The following is a 17,744-nucleotide window of genomic DNA, read 5'->3' as shown; positions in this document are numbered from 1 at the left end:
GCGGCCGCGACGAGGTCACCGGCTGCGAGATCTAGGGCAGACGACTGGCCGGTCCACCCTCGATCTCCGGCTGGATCAGCCGGAAGTGAGATTCGATGCGCTGCATGTGCCGTCGCTGGTAGTCGCCCTCGATGTGCTTGCCGTCGACCATGCCGGTCAACGTCAGCCGGTCGGGACCGTCCAGACGAAAGTGCAGCACGATGGGCGGATCCGATTCGTGCCTCTTGATCTCCAGTCGGTCGTCGTGGATCTCGAACAGGTAGACGGTGACGTAGCCGGCGGGAACCTGGGTGACGAAGCTGGTGTAGTCGTCGACCCGGTCGGCGATCGCGACGTTGGTCCACGGCGCAGGAGACGTCTGCTGCAGCGTCGCCTCTTTGCCGTCGACCGTGAATGACGTTGCGCGCCAGACTCCGTCGATGTCCGATTCCCTGTGCCGAATTTCATGGTAGGTAACGACGCTGAACGTCGCGACCAGCGCGACGACGACGCCTGCGATGGTGAACTTCGCCACGGTGCCGGTCCGACGCAACCACCGCCTGCCGGAACCCAACGCCGGCCACAGCGCGACCGGTTCGGGAGTGCCACGCTGGAACACCATTTGGGCCAGGCCCCGCCAGTACGGCGAGGTGATCGCGACGGCGATGAAGAACAGGGCTCCGGACACCAGTTTCACCGGAACGTCGTAGAACAGATTGAGCAGGAACACCTGCCCCATGGCGCCGATCGCGATCAGCGCACCCAACAGCCACGTCCGATTCCACAGAAGCAGCACGCCGGCAACGAATTCGACGAGACCGGCGGCCACCGAGTATGGGTCGGAGGCGCCCATGAAACCCCACAGTGTGTTCATCATGCTGACATCGCCGACCATCTGGATCTGGTAGCCGGGCAGCATCATGTAGGCCATCTGCGTCGGAATGAGCTTGGCCAGACCGTAGAGCAGCATCGAGACGGCCAGACCGAACCGGGCGAACACCAGCAGCAGGGCGGCAAGGCTGCGGTAGTTGGGCCTACGCCGGTCCAGCGCGGTCCAGATCGCGGTGATCAGCAGGGCCACCAGAATCCAGCCCAGGTGGAAGCACCACTCCGCCAAGGAATCAGCACCCCCATTGACGTTCAGGTACACGCCCTCACCGCGGGTGACGAAGCTGCCCAAGTTGGCGAGCGCCTGCAGAAGCGGAGCCATCAACATGCTCAGGCCGAAGTTGCCGTACACCGAGAGGATCAGGATTCCGCCGCCGATGGTGAAGAACAGCCGGAACGCCAGCTTCTGCTTGCCGGTCCATTCGGGCGCCGAGATCTCGTCGGGGTTGCTAGTGGTCAAGGTGTCCGCGTCGCCGGTCGTCGTGCTCACCGGATTGACGCTAGTGATGAATAGGCGCCGATGTCCCCGGGGAAAACCTCCAACTTGCCGGCGACGATCTCCCCGATGTCGCCGACTGTGCGGTTCCGTACGCGACGAGCCGGATACAAGCTCATTCTCGGCGGGAATGGCTGGGCAAGCAGATACCTTGTAGATGCCATGCAACTCACAGACGAAGCCCGCGCCCTCATCGGCAACGGGGCCAACGCGACGCTCGTGACTTTGAATGCCGATGGCAGCCCACAGGTTTCGGTGGTGTGGGTGGAACTGCAAGGTGACGAGCTGGTCAGCGCGCACCTCGCCGACTACAAGAAGCTGCGCAACATGCGCCGCGATCCCAGGGTCGCGGTCACCATCATCGGTACCGATCGGGGCGCGGCGTCGGTTAATCCGTATATCGCGATCAGCGGTACTGCCCGCATCGTGGAGGGCGGGGCACCCGACGTGCTGACCCGGCTGACCAACGTGATGGCACCGGAGTTCAACGGCCAGTTCCCGCCGGCCGAAGCGCCGCCGGGATTCCTGACCCGCATCACCATCGAGAAGGTGACGGGCGTCGGCCCCTGGGCATGAAAAAGCCGATGTCCGTTCTCAAACGTGATGTCACATTCTCAAAATCGATGTCACACCGATGTCACAAGTAACTCTAGATCTCACGCAATGTCACAACAACTAGGAGTGCTGAGAATTTGGGTGCGGGGCTCGGTTATGTGTGTCGAGGAAGTTGTCGTTGGCGGCATCTGTGGATTGCAACGGTGATTCAGCGATCAAGTTCAGCGAGGGCGGATACGGCGGCGTTGTGCCCGCACATGCCGTGGGCTCCTGGTCCGGGCGGGGTGGCAGCAGAGCAGATATACATGCCGGGTATGCCAATTGTGTATGGGGACAGCGTGATACGTGGTCCGAATGTGAGTTGGCGGATGTCCTTGGCGCCGGTGACGATGTCGCCGCCGACATAGTTGGCGTTGTAGGCGGCCATCTGCGTGGTCGACCGAACGGCCTGTCCGATGATGCGTTCTTGGAAGCCGGGTGCGAAGCGCTCGATCTGGGTGATGATCGCCTTGACGGCATCACCGGTATAGCCGTGCGGGACATGGGCGTAGGTCCACACCGGATGAATGTTGCCGACCGATCGTTGTGGGTCGGCGAGGTATTGCTGACCGATGAGAACGAACGGGCGCTGCGGCATCCGCCCGGCATGAATGTCTCGCTCGGTCGCGGCGAGTTCGGCGTGATTGCCGCCGAGGTGAACGGTTCCGGCTCGGCGTGCGTGTGGATTGGTCCATGGAACGCCGTCCTGTACGGCGAAGTCGACCTTGAACGCACCGGGCCCGTGGCGGAACCTGCGGAACGCTCGCGCTACCCGCGCTGGCAGGCGCTCGCCGAGGATGTCGGCGATGGCGCGGGGTGCGAGGTCGAACATGGTGATGTCTGCGGGCGGCAACTGGGACGGCGTCTTGATGCGAACCCCGGTCTCGATTTTGCCGCCGAGATCGTCCAACAGGGAGGCCAGCGCCGCGATGATCGATTGCGAGCCGCCAGCGGCGACCGGCCAGCCGTGCCGGTGCCCGGCGGTGATGATGCCGAGCCCGATCGCCGAGGTCATCGGGTAGTGCAGCGGGCGGAAGGTGTGTGCCGCGACGCCGCCGAACAATGCGCGGCCCCTCTCGGTGCGGAACAGACGCGCTGCAACCGAACCCGGCAGCAGGGTCGGCAGGCCGAACCGGGCCAATGTCAGCGGATGTCTGGGTACTCGCAGCAGCGGCCCCATGATGTCTTCTGACAGGGCGTCGAACTTCGTCGCCGGCCCGGCGAATGCCATCCGCCACAGCGCGGCGTCGCGGCCGAGTCCGGCAGCTGTTTCTTCGATCGATCTGCGGAGCACTCCGGCGCTGCCGTCATCCAGCGGATGCACGCAGTCGATGTCCGGCCAGCGCCACGACAGCCCGTAGCGGTCGAGGTCGAGACTGTTGAGAAATGGCGACCCGACGGCCATCGGATGAAATGCCGAACAATGGTCGTGCAGCAGCCCGGGAACAATGGCCTCGCTGGATCGGGCACCGCCACCGATTTCGGCGGCGGCCTCCAGAACGGTGACCTCCACGCCTGCGTTGGCCAGGGTGACGGCGGCGGCCAGCCCGTTGGGGCCGGCGCCGATGACGGTCGCGGTGCTCAGGTCATCGCCCCGAACCGGCGGCCAGATCTTGGTCCGGTTGATGATGTGTCCTGGCCGGTCCCATGGTGGGTGACCAGCTCACCTGGGTGGGGATCGGGCCGTTGGGCAGCCACGGCTGCTCGGCAACGGCGTCGGCGACCTTCCAAGTTCCGCGCTCGATTACCCCGCGCGCGGCGTCGATCACCTTGTAGTGCTGCACTGCACTGCCTATGGCTTGGGATTCCACCCACACCACGACCAACTCACCTGGCTCGAAGTTGGCCCGACTTTGCACGGCGGCGATCATGTCCTCGTTGTACAAGTGCCCGTCGCCGAAGTTGAACCCAATCAACGAGTTACAGACCACCTCGGCTTCGCGCACCGTACGGGTGTCGATGTCGGGCAGGTGTCTGAGGAGCAGCGAGAACAGGCCGCGGCCTTGACTGTGCATGCTGCGAAACGCTGCCGTGCCCTGAGTGACAATTTCCGCCCACTTGGGCTCGTAGCCGAACGCGAGCAGCTGATCGACCGGATTGGTCGTGGGGCGGGTGACCCGATTGAGCTTCTCTTCGGCGCCGGGTGTGAACGCCCACAGCGCCGAGCACCAGTTGCCCGCGTACTGCCGCATCGCCGGCAGGAACGACACCAGGTCGGGCCGCGCGTTGCCCAGAATCGGGAAGAACAGCAGTGCCGCCACGACTGCGATCGTCAGCCACGGCGAGGACATGTCAGCGATCCCGTATCCGTGCCAGGCCGGGAATCCGAGGAACAGGAAGACCGTGGCGTAGGCGAACAGCACGTTCCACTCCAACGGCACCGCCATCGGGAAGGTCGAAACGATGAAGAGGTGAAACCCCACCATCACCACGACCGCGGCGATGGTCAGCGGCTGGTACGGCGAGAACAACAGCACCAACGGTGTGACGATCTCGACGAACGTGCCAGCACCGTGAGCGGTCAGATTAGCCAGCCGCGAAGGGCGAAGATCGTCCGGGAAATCGCGCCAGTAGGCACGTTTGATCGACTTGAACGGCAGTGCAGGGCTGTTGCTCACCATCGGGGGTATGACGTTGGCGAAATGTCGACCGAACTTGGAGAACCCGGCACCGATCCACACGACCACGATCAACAACTTGAGCGCGATGACCATGTCGCCGAACGGCAGAACCGTGAAGAAGACCAGCGCCGGCAGGTACTGCTCGCCGCGGGCGGCCAAAAACACAGTCTTGTCGCGCAGACCATTGACGATGAGCAAGGTGATCACCGGAATGACCAGGACCGGGTTGACCAATCCGGAAGTGTTGCCGGGCAGCGCCTCTGACAAGGAATCGCTGTATACACCCGGAGGAACGAGCGCGGCGATTTCAGTTCCGAGCAGCGCCAGGTAGAGGGCCACGTCGACCCTGGTACGCCGGTTTCCGGCGGTGAACGGAACCCGTCGCCACGGTCGCAGCCGGATGGTGTCCAGTCGAGCCCAGAACCGGATTCCTCCGGTCATCGGCTTAGCTTTCCCGGCCAGTGGCCCCCACGACCCCGCCACGCCGAGCGTCTCCAGCAGCAACGTCCAGAGGATGGCTTTCTGGTACACGATCGGTTGATCCCACCATTGCGAGATGTGCCAGAAGGCAGGAAGATTCGACGTCACGGTGGCCACGACGACACCACCAAGGATGTAGAAGAACAGCAGCTTCACGATATAGATCGTGTGAACCACCCGCGGTACGCCGTACCCGTTCTCCACCCAGTGTTGAACGAGCAACCGCATGCGCTCCATCAGTGGCAGCGCTAGGAATTCGTCGGGATCGACGGGCGGAAATGTCGGCTCGATGAACCCCATGGTCAGCTTCCTATCGTTACGATTGCGGTTCTAAGTGGTTCGCGATCAGGGGGATTCGATCGAGCAGCCGGCGCAGCCACGGTGAGTGATGCGCACGCCGGAGCGGTTCTCAGTCCTCGTTGGTGACGTGATCCCCACGGGCTGGTCATGCTTCGTCGAGACCCGCGGATCTGGCTGCATGTCGTCACTGGCGATCAAGCGTCCGTTCGCGCTCGAAACCCTTTCGTGCGCGCCCGAAGTACCGCAGGCGTTCAGGTGTGAGCGGCCAGGCGCAGCGCACAGTGGTGCCAATCGCAGTGAGGATCAGTTCATCGGTTCGGGTCCAGTCGAGGTCGAGATGCTCGCGGGCACGCTCCGGTAGCAGTCCGGTGGTGAGCCACAGCATCGAGCCGCGGACCGGGCGGCGCAGAATCGCCCACAGAATGGGCGGGACCTGCGTGGGCCGCACATCGGAGGCCGCGCGGTCTCGGTACACCGCGTCGGTGGTCTGGTTGCGGCCCAGCCGGTTCGCGAGCATCTCATTCCAATAGGCCTCGAAATCGGCCCAATCCGTCCAGTGTTCGCGGGGTGCTCGCACGCCATAGGCGTCCCAGTAGGTCCGCGACTCCGCGATGAGCTGATCCTTCTCGCTGAGCGTCAGCGGAGTTCCGAAGCGTTCCTGCGTGGCGACCATCGACTCGACGAAGGTCGCGTGCACCCAGAAGAACACCTCCGGACCCAAGGCGTGCCAACGGCGCCCGTCAGCGTCGGTGCCCACCCTGCCCTTGTGGAAACCACGCACCGTATGCCCGGTCCGCAGGGCGGGGTCGTCATAGACAACACCAAGGATCGGGGGAAGGGACCGCAGCAGTCGATCGAAGAGTTCCCACCGGAACTGCGAGCTGTCCCAAAGCACAGCCCCCACGCCCGGGTGCATCGCCTGCAACGTGGCCGTACGGAATCCCACGGGGGTCGATCGCCTGTCCCCGAAAAGCTTCCACGTCAACGAGTTTGAATCCAGACCCGGGTTGACCGTCGCTGCGGGCAAAGGGAGCGGGTTGGACGACTGCGGAGCGGGCACGGCATCGCCTATCGAGAGAGTAATAATTAAAGATGCTCTCTTACGCTATCGCACTATGATTGGCTTGTGAAGCCCGCACACCAGTCAGCAGACGATGCACCTGCGATGGATCCCTACGCCGAGGGAATTCTCACCGCAGCCCGCGGCTTGCTGGTTCAGCACGGCCTACGACGCACGTCGTTGGCTGACATCGCCAAATCCGCCAAGGTCGCACCAGCGACGTTGTATCGCCGTTTCGCCACCCGCGAGGCCTTGCTGGAATCACTGCTGACCCGCGAAGCCAACGAGCTTCTCGCGCGGGTGGACGCGGCCGTCGCCGGCATCGACGATCCCGAAGAGGCCCTCGTCGCGGCATTCCTGGTATTTACCCGCGCGCTCCGCGATCACGACCTGCTCCAGACCTTCATCGCATCGGACCCGGATCGGGTGCTGCCCATGCTCACCACAAACGGCGCACCGTATCTGGAACTTGGGCGGAGCTACCTCGCCAGCCAGTTACGACAAGCACGCGAGCGGGGAGCCAATCTCACCGCCGAGCCGGAAATCCTTGCCGAAATCTTCATGCGGATAGCGCAATCGTTCATCCTCACCACCGACACCGTCCTCCCACTCGACGACGAGCACGCCATCGCTGAGATCGCAGGAACGACCTTCGCCCGCCTCGCCTTCAGCCGCAGACAAACGGACTAAGCGGCGCCAAGGCGGTTACGTAGACCGCCGACGATATAGACCAGCGCCAGAATGAATTGCAGGCAGGCAGCCGTTCTCTAGCGGAACTGATTCAGATGCACGTGTAGTTCATCAGTCAAAAATGACACGCATTTGAGAAAAGCTGCGTATGACATTGGGTGAGAACACGGGTATCGCCGGAGCTCCCACTGTCGCGATGTGACAACCGTTTTGGGAACGGACAGCCGAGCCCGAGCTGGCGCACCAGCTCAGGCTCGGCGGGCAGAACTAGTTGGCGTGCAGCGCCTCGTTGAGGGTGATGCCGGTGCCGTCGCGCTTGACGACCTCGACCGCGCCGCTGACGGAGTTCCGGCGGAACAGCAGGTTGTTCGAGCCGGACAGCTCCTTGGCCTTGACGGTCTGACCGTCGGCGGTGGTCACCTTGGTGCCGCCGGTGACGTACAGGCCCGCTTCGATGACGCAGTCGTCGCCCAGTGAGATGCCCAGGCCGGCGTTGGCGCCCAGCAGGCAGCGCTTGCCCACCGAGATGACCTCTTTGCCGCCGCCGGACAGCGTGCCCATGATCGACGCGCCGCCGCCGACGTCGGAGCCGTCATCGACGACGACGCCCGCGGAGATGCGGCCCTCGACCATCGAGGTGCCCAGGGTGCCGGCATTGAAGTTGACGAAGCCCTCGTGCATGACGGTGGTGCCCGACGCGAGGTGCGCGCCCAGGCGGACGCGGTCGGCGTCGGCGATGCGCACGCCGGTCGGCAGCACGTAGTCGACCATGCGCGGGAACTTGTCGACGCCGAAGACGGTGACGGTGCCGCGGCGGCGCAGCTTGGCGCGGACGGTCTCGAAGCCCTCGACCGCGCAGGGGCCGAAGTTGGTCCACACCACGTTGGTCAGCAGGCCGAAGATGCCGTCCATGTTGGCGCCGTGAGGCGCGACCAGGCGGTGCGAGAGCAGGTGCAGCCGCAGGTAGGCGTCGTGTGCGTCGGCCGGCTTGTCGTCGAGCGAGGCGATGGTGGTGCGCACGACCTCGGTGCGCACGCCACGGTCCTCATCGGTGCCGACGAGAGCTTCCAGCTCAGCGGGGACCGGGCCGGCCGCGGCGTCAGCGGAGAGCTCCGGAGCGGGGAACCAGGTGTCCAGGACCGTTCCGTCGGCGGTGATGGTGGCGATGCCGATGCCAGATGCAGAAGTCACGTTGGCCAAGGTTACTGAACCAACGGTGGGCTGGGGGCACCACCCACGAGCGGGAGGTGCCCCCAGATCGCATGGAGTGCCGCTCACTGCAGGTGATGGACCTCCTGCAGGCCGAAGACCGGCGTCGGGATGCCTTCGTAGCGCGCCTTCAGCTGCAGCGCGAGGTACAGCGAGTAGTGCCGCGACTGGTGCAGGTTGCCGCCGTGGAACCACAGGTTCTCCTGCTGCGTGGGCTTCCACATGTTGCGCTGCTCGCCCTCCCACGGGCCGGGGTCTTTGGCGGTCCCGCTGCCCAGGCCCCACACCTTGCCGACCCGGTCGGCGATCTCCTGGCCCATCAGGTCGGCGGCCCAGCCGTTCATCGAGCCGTAGCCGGTCGCGTAGACCACGACGTCGGCCGGCAGCTCGGTGCCATCGGCGAGGACCACCGCGTCTGCCGTCAGGTGCGACACCTGGCCGTGGGCCAGCTTGATCGAGCCATCGGCCACCAGCTCACACGCGCCGACGTCGATGTAGTAGCCCGAGCCGCGGCGCAGGTACTTCATGAACAGTCCGGAGTCGTCGTCGCCGAAGTCCAGCTCGAAGCCGGCAGCCTCCAGTCGATCGTAGAAGTCCTTGTCCCGCAACCGGATCGCGTCGTAGATGGGACGCTGGAAGTCGGCCATGATGGCGTAGGGCAGCGACGCGAAGGTCAGGTCGGCCTTCTCCGTCGTCATGCCCGCGGCCACCGCGCGCTCGGAGTACAGATCGCCCAGGCCGAGGTCCATCAGCGAATCCGACTTGACGACGTGCGTCGACGACCGCTGCAGCATCGTCACGTCGACGCCGTTCTCGTACAAGGCTTTACAGATGTCGTGCGCGGAGTTGTTGGACCCGACCACGACGACCTTCTTGCCGACGTATCGATCGGGCCCTGGGTGCTGACTCGAGTGGTGCTGTTCCCCGGCGAAGACGTCCTGGCCTGGAAGTGTTGGGATGCTGGGCTTTCCGGACATGCCTGTCGCCAGCACCAGTTGGGTCGGGTGGAGAGTGAGCTGCTCGCCGTCGCGGTTGACTTCGACGGTCCAGTGGCCCGCATCGGAATCGTAAGTGGCCGACAGGCATTCGGTGCGCGACCAGTACGGCACCTCCATGACGCGCGTGTAGAACTCCAGCCAATCGCCGACCTTGTCCTTCGGCGCGAACACCGGCCAGTTGGCGGGGAACGGCAGGTAGGGCAGGTGGTCGTACCAGACGGGGTCGTGCAGGCACAGGGACTTGTAGCGCTTGCGCCACTGGTCGCCGGGCCGCTCGTGCTTGTCGACGACGATGGCAGGCACCCCGAGCTGACGCAGCCGCGCACCGAGCGCGATGCCGCCCTGCCCGCCGCCGATCACCAGCACATACGGCTGCGCCTCGCGACCCAGCGTCGCCTCTTCCTCCGCACGCTTCTCGGCCCACGACCGCGGGTCGGGATCGGACCCGTGCACCGCGCCGAGCACGCGCGTCGCACCCTTGCGCTCCTCATGGCCCTTGAGTTCCTGCAGCGTCGTCAGCAGCGTCCAGCCTTCGTCTCCACGTAGCCGCAGATGCCCGGAGCCGCGCCCGGTGGCCGTCTCGAACTCGATGAACGCCGACGTCACATCGCCGTCCGCCGTGGCCGGTTCCCGGGTCCGGAACCCGGACGGGGTCGTGTCGGCCAGCCGTGCGCGCAGCATGCCGGCAATCTGGTCGCGACCCGCCACGGTCTTGAGATTCCAGGTGAACGCCACGAGGTCACGCCAGAAGCTGTCGACGGCGAACATCCCTGCGACGCCGTCGATGTCCTGCGCGGCCAGCGCCGCTTCGAAGTTCGCGAGCCAGGTCTCGACGCGCTCCTGCGGCGAGACGGCGGTAATCGGTTCAAGTGTGGAAGTCATGTGACCCAGAACACACGCGCGGCGCAACCTCCGACAAGAGTTGCACCACGTTGCAGCGTTGCAACCCCCTGCAACTCTGTCGGGGTGTGGTCGCCGTCACATAGAACTGGTGACATGAGAGCAGCTGTCTATTACGGACCCAACAAAGTCGCGGTCGAGGACGTCGCCGTTCCGGACCCCGGGCCGGGCACGGTCCAGCTGCAGGTCGGCTTCAACGGCATCTGCGGCACCGACCTGCACGAGTACTACGCCGGCCCCATCTTCGTCCCCACCCAGCCGCATCCGCTGACCCATCAAGAGCTGCCGCTGACGCTTGGCCACGAATTCTCCGGCACCATCACGGCTGTCGGTGCCGGCGTCACCGAGTGGCGTGAGGGCGACCGGGTGGCCGTCGAGCCGATCTACAAATGCGGCCACTGCGGACCCTGCGCGGCGGGTAACTACAACGTCTGTCAGCAGATCGGCTTCCACGGCCTGATGTCCGACGGCGGTATGGCCGAGTACACCGTGGTGCCGACGAACATGCTGCATCGGCTGCCGGACAACGTCTCGCTGGAACTCGGGGCGCTCGTCGAACCGATGTCGGTGGCCTACCACGCGGCGACCCTCGGCGACGTCAGCCCTGGCGACACCGCGATGGTCTTCGGCGCCGGGCCCATCGGCATCGGACTGTGGTTCGCCCTGCGCGGCAAGGGACTTCAGGATGTCTTCGTCGTCGAGCCGTCGCCGGTCCGGCGGGCCGCCATCGAAGCACTCGGCGCCACCACGCTGGACCCGACGACCACCGACGTGCCCGGCTTGATCGCCGACCACACCTACGGCGCCGGAGCCGACGCGGTGTTCGACGCCGCCGGCGTCACACCCGCTGTGGAGACGGCGCTGGCGTGCGTCGGGTCCCGCAAGCCGATGGTGAGCGTCGCCATCTACGAAAAGCCATTGCAGACACCACTTTTGAACCTGGTAATGAACGAATCCCGCATCCAAGGGTCGCTGTGCTACACCGGCGCCGACTTCGAGGCGGTCATCGCCTTGATGGCTCAGGGCGCCTACGACACCACCGGATGGGTCGCCCAGATTCCGATCGGTGAGGTGGTCGCCGAAGGATTCGAAGCGCTGCATGCGGGGAACAAGATGAAGGTTTTGGTCGACCCGACGCGATGAGCGGAGAAACAGAAATGACACTGGCAGGCAAAGTAGCCCTGGTCACCGGCGCCGGCCGGGGGATCGGACGCGGTATCGCACTGCGGTTGGCCCGCGACGGCGCCGACGTCGCGCTCGTCGACGTCGAAGCCGATCCATTGGCGGAGGTGGCCGCCGAGGTCTCCGAGATCGGCTGCAAATTCACGACTTTCGTCGCGGATGTCAGTCACCGGGATCAGGTGTTCGCCGCGGTCGACTACGTCGCGACCGAACTCGGCGGGCTGGACATCATGGTCAACAACGCCGGTGTCGCGATGGTCGGCCCGCTCGTCGACGTCACACCAGACGACCTGCAGCGGTTGTGGGCGATCAACGTCGACGGCGTGCTGTGGGGCATCCAGGCTGCCGTCGCGAAATTCAAGGAACTCGGCAATCAAGACAACGGGAAGATCAGCAAGATCATCAACGCCTCGTCGATCGCCGGGCATGACGGGTTCGCGATGCTCGGGCCGTACAGCGCCACCAAATTCGCGGTGCGGGCCTTGACTCAAGCCGCGGCCAAGGAGCACGCCGCCGACGGCATCACCGTGAATGCTTACTGTCCCGGCGTGGTGGGCACCGACATGTGGGTCGAGATCGACCAGCGATTCGCCGACCTGACCGGCGCCCCGGTGGGCGAGACCTACGCCAAGTTCGTCGGCGGGATTGCCCTGGGCCGGGCCGAAACCCCTGACGACGTAGCCGGATTCGTGTCCTATCTGGCCGGCCCCGACGCCGACTACATGACCGGGCAGGCCGGTCTGATCGACGGCGGTCTGGTTTATCGCTGACATGCGGAGCACAATCGGCGATGATGCAGAGCCCGGCCGTGCCTGAACCAGCGGTAGCTGTTGGCGAGGACCCGCGCAGTTACGCGCGGTTGATGTCGGCTGTCTACGACGCCACCATGTCCGGCGGGCGCGCCCCGGCGCGGCCCCGCGACGTGATCGGCGACTCCTGGCAGCGCATGCTGGCCCGCGGGGTCAACCCGGACACCCACATCCCACCGGTCATCGAAGCGACCGGGCTCGACGCGTTGCGAAAGGCATCGGGCTTGCTCACGGTGCTCGACGACGTGTCGCGCGGGCTGGAATCCATTGTCGCCGAAGGGGACAACATCCTGGTGCTGGCCGACGCCCGGGGCCGGGTGCTGTGGCGATCCGGGTCGCCCGCGGTGCTGGGCAAGGCCGACCGGCTCGGGTTCGTCGAGGGCGCCAATTGGGGCGAGGGCGCCGTCGGCACCAACGCCATCGGCACCGCACTCGCATCCAACCGGGCCGTGCAGGTGTTCTCCGCCGAGCATTTCCTGCGCAGCCACCACGCCTGGACCTGCGCGGGCGCCCCGGTCCGCGACCCGCGCACCGGCCAGGTCATCGGCGTCGTCGACGTCTCCGGGCCGGCCGCGACGGTGCATCCCACCACCGTCGCGCTGGTCGACGCAGTCGCCCGGCTGGCCGAAGCGCACCTGCGCGAGCAGCACGATCGCACGCTGAACCGGCTGCGGATGGTCGCTGCCCCGATCCTGGCCCGGATCGGCAGTCCCGCACTGGCGGTCGATGCCGACGGCTGGGTGGCCGCCGTCGACCAGATGCCGCTGCACAACCGGATTCTGCTGCCCGACGAACTGGCCCCGGGCCGGGTCTGGATCCCCACGTTGGGGCGGTGCGACGTCGAGCTGCTGCCCGGCGGGTGGCTGGTCCGGCCGTCGGCTGCCGCCTCCGACGACGACGCGACCGCCACCCGCGTCGTGCTGGACCTGCGCGGTGCGCCCGTCCTCGAGATGGCAGGGCAGTTCGGTGGGTGGCGCCACGACATCTCGCTGCGGCACGCCGAGATCCTGCTGGTCCTGTCGATCCACCGGAACGGTCGGTCGGCATCGGAGCTGGCCGAGGACCTCTACGGTGACCGGAGCCGGGTGGTCACCGTGCGCGCTGAACTCTCCCGGATGCGAAAGCAATTGGCTGGCTTGATCCTTGGCAAGCCCTACCGGTTCGGCGACGATGCCGTCATCGACGTGCGCTACCCCGCCGACCGGTCGACCCTGCTGGGCGCCTCCACAGCGCCGGCCATCCGGGCCCTGCGCGCTTCCTCGCGAACAGACGCAAAACTGTCACTTTCGCCGTGAAAGCGACAGTTTTGCGTCTGCTCGCGAGAAAAACGGGACCAGCTAACCTGGCTGGATGCTGGATCTCACCGCCGACCCGATCGCTCTGACCGCTGCGCTGGTCGACATTCCGAGTGAATCGCGGCACGAACAGCTCATCGCCGACGAGATCGAGACCGCGCTCAAGGCGCAGGCTCCGCACTTCGAGGTGATCCGCAACGGCGACGCCGTGCTGGCCCGGACCAACCTGGGCCGGCCGTCGCGAGTGCTGCTGGCCGGGCACACCGACACCGTCCCCGCGGCCGACAACCTGCCGAGCCGAATCGAAGGCGACGAACTCTGGGGCTGCGGCACCTCCGACATGAAGGCCGGCGACGCGGTGTTCCTGCACCTGGCGGCCACCATCGCCGAGCCGACGCACGACATCACCCTCGTCATGTACGACTGCGAGGAGATCGAGTCCAGCGCCAACGGTCTCGGCCGTATCGAGCGTGAACTGCCCGACTGGCTCGAGGCCGACGTCGCGATTCTCGGCGAGCCCTCGGGCGGCCTCATCGAAGCCGGCTGCCAGGGCACCTTGCGCGTCATCATCCACGCCACCGGCACGCGCGCGCATTCGGCGCGATCGTGGCTGGGCGACAACGCGATTCACAAGCTCGGCGCCGTGCTGGATCGGCTCACCGCCTACCAGTCGCGCTCGGTCGACATCGACGGCTGCGTCTACCGCGAGGGACTCTCCGCGGTCCGGATCGACGGCGGCATCGCGGGCAACGTCATCCCCGATGCCGCGTCGGTCACCGTCAACTTCCGGTTTGCCCCGGACCGCAGCATCGAGCAGGCACTCGCGCACGTGCACGAGGTCTTTGCCGGTCTCGATGTGACCATCGAGCTGACCGATTCCGCAGCCGGTGCGCTGCCCGGTCTGGCACAACCGGCCGCGGCTGCGCTGGTGGCGGCCGCCGGGGGACAGGTGCGGGCCAAGTACGGCTGGACCGACGTGGCACGCTTTGCCGCCCTTGGCATTCCGGCGGTCAACTACGGGCCGGGTGACCCCAACCTCGCACACAAGGTCGACGAGCGGGTGTCGACGCCGGACATCACCGCGGTCACCGACATTCTGCGGCGGTACCTGACAAGTTGAGTAGCGTCCGCGTCGACAGCTGGATTTTCGCGGTCCGGATCACCAAGACCCGGGCGCTGGCTGCCGCTGCGTGCCGGGCCGGACATGTCCGCGTCAACGGCGTCACCGTCAAACCGGCCCAGCTGGTCAGTCCGGGTGACGAGGTTCGCGTCCGGATCGAGGGCCGTGAGCGCATCGTCGAGGTCATCCGTCCCATCGCCAAGCGGGTGGGCGCGGCCGTCGTGCCGGAATGCCTGATCGACCGCAGCCCGCCGCCACCGGCCAAAGAGACGATGCCCGCGGTGCCCATCCGGGACCGGGGCGCCGGCCGGCCCACCAAACGTGAACGGCGACAGCTGGATCAGCTGCGCGGCTTCTGACCGACGATAAATCAGTTGCATCCGTGCGTATGGTGGGTTTTGCAACTGCTGTCAACGAAGGTGGGCCGAAAACATGCTGGGAGAAGACATCTCCGGATAACCGGAGTGCGCCCTCGCCCTGTCACTCTCACGAGAGCTCTTGCATGTCTTCTATTACCTGTTCTCATTTGTCGTTTTCCTGGCCCGATGACACCGAGGTGTTTTCGGATCTGTCGTTCACCGTCGGTGCCGGCCGCACCGGACTGGTCGCTCCCAACGGCGCCGGCAAGAGCACATTGCTCAAACTCATCGCCGGAGAACTGCAGCCGACCGGCGGCGGCGTAACCGTCGACGGGTCGGTGGGCTACCTGCCGCAGACGCTGCCGTTCGCCACGGATCTGACCGTCGCCGAAATGCTCGGGGTGGCACCCATTTTGGCCGCGCTCACCGCGCTGGCGGATGGCGATGCGTCCGAGGCTGTCTTCGCCGCCATCGGCGACGAGTGGGACATCGAAGAACGCAGTGCGGCACAGTTGGCGCGACTCGGCCTCGACGTCCCTCTCGACCGGGTGCTCGGCACACTGTCCGGCGGAGAGGTGATCACTCTCGGGCTGGCCGCGCAGTTGCTGCGGCGGCCCGACGTCCTGCTGCTCGACGAACCCACCAACAACCTGGATACCGCTGCACGACAACACCTGTACGACGAACTCGACCGCTACCCGGGCGCCTTGCTGCTGATCAGCCACGACCGTGCCCTGCTCGATCGGATGGATCGCATCGCCGAACTGCGTGACGGTGACGTCCAGTTCTACGGCGGGAATTTCACGGCGTACCAGGACGCGGTCGCCGACGCGCAACGTGCCGCTGCAGATGAGATGCGCAATGCGGAGTCGCAGCTCAAACTTCAGAAGCGCCAGATGCAGCAGGCCAGGGAACGCGCGGCCCGCCGAGCCGGCACCGCCGCCCGCAACCTGAAGGACGCCGGACTACCGAAAATCGTTGCCGGAAAGCTCAAACGCAATGCCCAGGAATCGGCCGGCCGCGCCGACGAGGTCCATGCGCGCCGGGTCGACGACGCCCGGGCGCGCCTCGACGCCGCCGAACGCGCGGTGCGTGACGACGACGTCATCGCCCTCGATCTGCCGAACACGGAAGTCCCCGCGGGCCGTACCGTGCTGGGTGCGAGTGGCCTGAACATCCAGCGTGGTGGTCGGATGCTGTTCGCCGACAACGGAATCGACCTCGACATCCGCGGCCCGGAGCGCATCGCCCTGATCGGTCGTAACGGTGCGGGCAAGTCCACGCTGCTCCGGATGATCAACGGCGACATAGAGCCCGATGCCGGCACCCTGACCCGCGGCGATGGCCGGGTCGCGTACCTGTCGCAGCGCCTCGACCTGCTGGACGAGCAGCGCACGGTCTTGGAGAACCTGATGTCCTGGGCGCCGACCCTCGGCGTCACGCGGAGGCGGCACCTGCTGGCGCAATTCCTGTTCCAGGACAACAGGATCGACCTACCTGTATCGGTGCTCTCCGGTGGAGAGCGGCTGCGCGCGACGCTGGCCTGCGTGCTGTACGCCGAACCGGCGCCGCACCTGCTGCTGCTCGACGAACCGACGAACAACCTCGATCTGGTGAGCGTCGGGCAACTGGAATCCGCGCTGAACGCCTACCGCGGCGCCTTCATCGTCGTCAGTCATGACGAACGATTCCTCGATGCGATCGGCATCGAGCGCCGGATGACGCTGCCCTAGCCCGGCCCGCCCCTGGGTAGGGCAGCGTTCGAGGCGCAGCCGTTCTGTACCCCCAGTTCGGTTGGCGCCCGTCAACTTTCATTGACCGTCAATGAAAGTTGACGGGCCCGGGTCGCATATGTCCTACAGACAGGTGCGGCCGGACCAAGTACTGCGGCTAAACGTCCTGCGGTCGAGTCTGGGCCGGGCGGCGCGGCGGGGGAGCCGTGCCTGCCGGCCCGGTCGCCGACTCCGCATCGGCGGCACCGGACTGGCCACGGTGTTCAACCGACAGAATCCGTTTGTCGTCCTCGCCCTTTTCGTGGCGCTCGGGGTCCCGGCGCTCCCGGTCCCGGTCATCAGCGTCCGACTTGTCATGTTCCCCAACGGTATCCACGCCGTTGGGGTCGCTCAGTCCGCCGAGTCCGGCTCCCGCGGCGTGTCCGGCGCCGGCACCGTCGACCCCGCCCAGCCCGCCGAGCAGCCCACCCAATACGCCACTGACGCTCTGCGCCAACTGCCCAGGAATCTGACCCAACGACTGCGCCACACCTTGTGCGATCTGCCCGGCCTGCTGGCCTACCTGCCCGAGCGTCTGCGCCACGTCACCACCACCGGCGGCCGGGCTGCCCGGCACCGCCGCGCCGAGGCCACCCGGCGTGCCGGCACTGACGCCACTGCCACCCCCGGGGATGCCCTCGGCTGCCGAGGACAGGCCACGCGCGCCCTGCTCGTCGCCGGCCCGGTAGGACTCGGCGGCGCGGTGCAACTGCTCGGACATCTGCTGGCCGGCCGCACCCGTCGACTGCAGGATGTTGTCCCGCCGTGCCATGACCCCGCCGAGCGCCGAATTCATCCCGAAGGCGATCAACCCGTGTGTGGTCGCGGGGCCGACCGACTGCCCGAGGCCGCTGCCGTTCTGCAGCTGTCCGAGCCCCGCGGCGACCGCGTCGTGCACCCGGGCCATGCCCAGCACACCCTCGGTATTGACGTACAGCGGATCGCCCATGACCTGCTCCCTCGATGACCTGTTGCGGTCAATCCTATGGCGG

The 17,744-nt window shown here is 66.2% G+C and carries 15 protein-coding genes; 8 read left to right on the top strand and 7 right to left on the bottom strand.

The genetic code is table 11. The features are described 5' to 3' along the window. Positions 1-31 precede the first annotated feature (31 nt). Positions 32-1,357, bottom strand: coding sequence for a hypothetical protein (locus A7G45_RS30530; RefSeq protein ID WP_260943022.1), 1,326 nt, complete (start codon positions 1,355-1,357; stop codon positions 32-34). Between the two features lie 168 nt (positions 1,358-1,525). Here A7G45_RS30530 and A7G45_RS30525 point away from each other — a divergent pair, with 168 nt between their 5' ends. Next, on the top strand, positions 1,526-1,939 hold the full coding sequence (locus A7G45_RS30525) for a PPOX class F420-dependent oxidoreductase (protein ID WP_260943020.1): 414 nt from the start codon (positions 1,526-1,528) through the stop codon (positions 1,937-1,939). A gap of 187 nt (positions 1,940-2,126) precedes the next feature. Here the strand turns inward: A7G45_RS30525 and A7G45_RS30520 are convergent, their stop codons facing one another. The 3 genes from A7G45_RS30520 to A7G45_RS30510 form a co-directional block, all read right to left on the bottom strand. Continuing rightward, positions 2,127-3,542: a phytoene desaturase family protein gene (locus A7G45_RS30520; protein ID WP_043984778.1), complete on the bottom strand. Its 1,416-nt coding sequence runs from the start codon at positions 3,540-3,542 to the stop codon at positions 2,127-2,129. 1 nt (position 3,543) lies between these two features. After that, positions 3,544-5,358, bottom strand: coding sequence for a DUF3556 domain-containing protein (locus A7G45_RS30515; protein WP_043984779.1), 1,815 nt, complete (start codon positions 5,356-5,358; stop codon positions 3,544-3,546). Positions 5,359-5,542: 184 nt separating this feature from the next. Continuing rightward, complete coding sequence (locus A7G45_RS30510) at positions 5,543-6,418, bottom strand: oxygenase MpaB family protein (protein ID WP_043395511.1); 876 nt, start codon at positions 6,416-6,418, stop codon at positions 5,543-5,545. A gap of 105 nt (positions 6,419-6,523) precedes the next feature. Between A7G45_RS30510 and A7G45_RS30505 the strand changes: the two genes are divergently transcribed. Further along, positions 6,524-7,108 (top strand): TetR/AcrR family transcriptional regulator, encoded by a 585-nt coding sequence (locus A7G45_RS30505; protein WP_051954863.1) that lies wholly within the window; start codon positions 6,524-6,526, stop codon positions 7,106-7,108. A 267-nt stretch (positions 7,109-7,375) separates the two neighbouring features. Here A7G45_RS30505 and dapD read toward each other — a convergent pair whose 3' ends face one another. Further along, positions 7,376-8,299: a 2,3,4,5-tetrahydropyridine-2,6-dicarboxylate N-succinyltransferase gene (dapD, locus tag A7G45_RS30500; RefSeq protein WP_043984841.1), complete on the bottom strand. Its 924-nt coding sequence runs from the start codon at positions 8,297-8,299 to the stop codon at positions 7,376-7,378. Positions 8,300-8,382: 83 nt separating this feature from the next. After that, complete coding sequence (locus A7G45_RS30495) at positions 8,383-10,197, bottom strand: NAD(P)/FAD-dependent oxidoreductase (RefSeq protein WP_043984780.1); 1,815 nt, start codon at positions 10,195-10,197, stop codon at positions 8,383-8,385. Positions 10,198-10,311: 114 nt separating this feature from the next. On the opposite strand from A7G45_RS30495, the gene A7G45_RS30490 reads away from it, so the two are divergent. The 6 genes from A7G45_RS30490 (at position 10,312) to abc-f (ending at position 16,713) form a co-directional block, all read left to right on the top strand. Continuing rightward, a complete protein-coding gene (locus A7G45_RS30490) occupies positions 10,312-11,358 on the top strand; it encodes a 2,3-butanediol dehydrogenase (RefSeq protein ID WP_043984781.1) in 1,047 nt (348 codons plus the stop codon). Between the two features lie 14 nt (positions 11,359-11,372). Further along, positions 11,373-12,167, top strand: a complete 795-nt coding sequence (locus A7G45_RS30485; protein ID WP_043984782.1) for an acetoin reductase — start codon at positions 11,373-11,375, stop codon at positions 12,165-12,167. A 23-nt stretch (positions 12,168-12,190) separates the two neighbouring features. After that, complete coding sequence (locus A7G45_RS30480; RefSeq protein WP_260943012.1) at positions 12,191-13,501, top strand: GAF domain-containing protein; 1,311 nt, start codon at positions 12,191-12,193, stop codon at positions 13,499-13,501. Positions 13,502-13,556: 55 nt separating this feature from the next. Continuing rightward, positions 13,557-14,621 carry a succinyl-diaminopimelate desuccinylase gene (gene dapE / locus A7G45_RS30475; protein ID WP_071289634.1) on the top strand — a complete coding sequence of 355 codons (1,065 nt, stop codon included), beginning with the start codon at positions 13,557-13,559 and terminating at the stop codon, positions 14,619-14,621. Continuing rightward, positions 14,618-14,980 carry an Hsp15 family ribosome-associated heat shock protein gene (locus A7G45_RS30470; RefSeq protein ID WP_071289635.1) on the top strand — a complete coding sequence of 121 codons (363 nt, stop codon included), beginning with the start codon at positions 14,618-14,620 and terminating at the stop codon, positions 14,978-14,980. The genes dapE and A7G45_RS30470 overlap by 4 nt, the downstream gene beginning before the upstream one ends. Before the next feature lie 143 nt (positions 14,981-15,123). Beyond that, the gene (abc-f, locus tag A7G45_RS30465; RefSeq protein WP_260943008.1) at positions 15,124-16,713 is read left to right on the top strand and encodes a ribosomal protection-like ABC-F family protein; all 1,590 of its coding nucleotides are present in this window, start codon (positions 15,124-15,126) and stop codon (positions 16,711-16,713) included. Positions 16,714-16,870: 157 nt separating this feature from the next. On the opposite strand, the gene A7G45_RS30460 is transcribed toward abc-f, so the two are convergent. Beyond that, entirely contained in the window at positions 16,871-17,701 is an 831-nt protein-coding gene (locus A7G45_RS30460; protein WP_260943006.1) for a type VII secretion target, read from the bottom strand. Between the last annotated feature and the right edge of the window lie 43 nt (positions 17,702-17,744).

Source organism: Mycolicibacterium llatzerense (assembly GCF_025331195.1).
Taxonomy (GTDB): domain Bacteria; phylum Actinomycetota; class Actinomycetes; order Mycobacteriales; family Mycobacteriaceae; genus Mycobacterium; species Mycobacterium llatzerense.
This window is presented reverse-complemented; position numbering and strand designations above follow the sequence as displayed.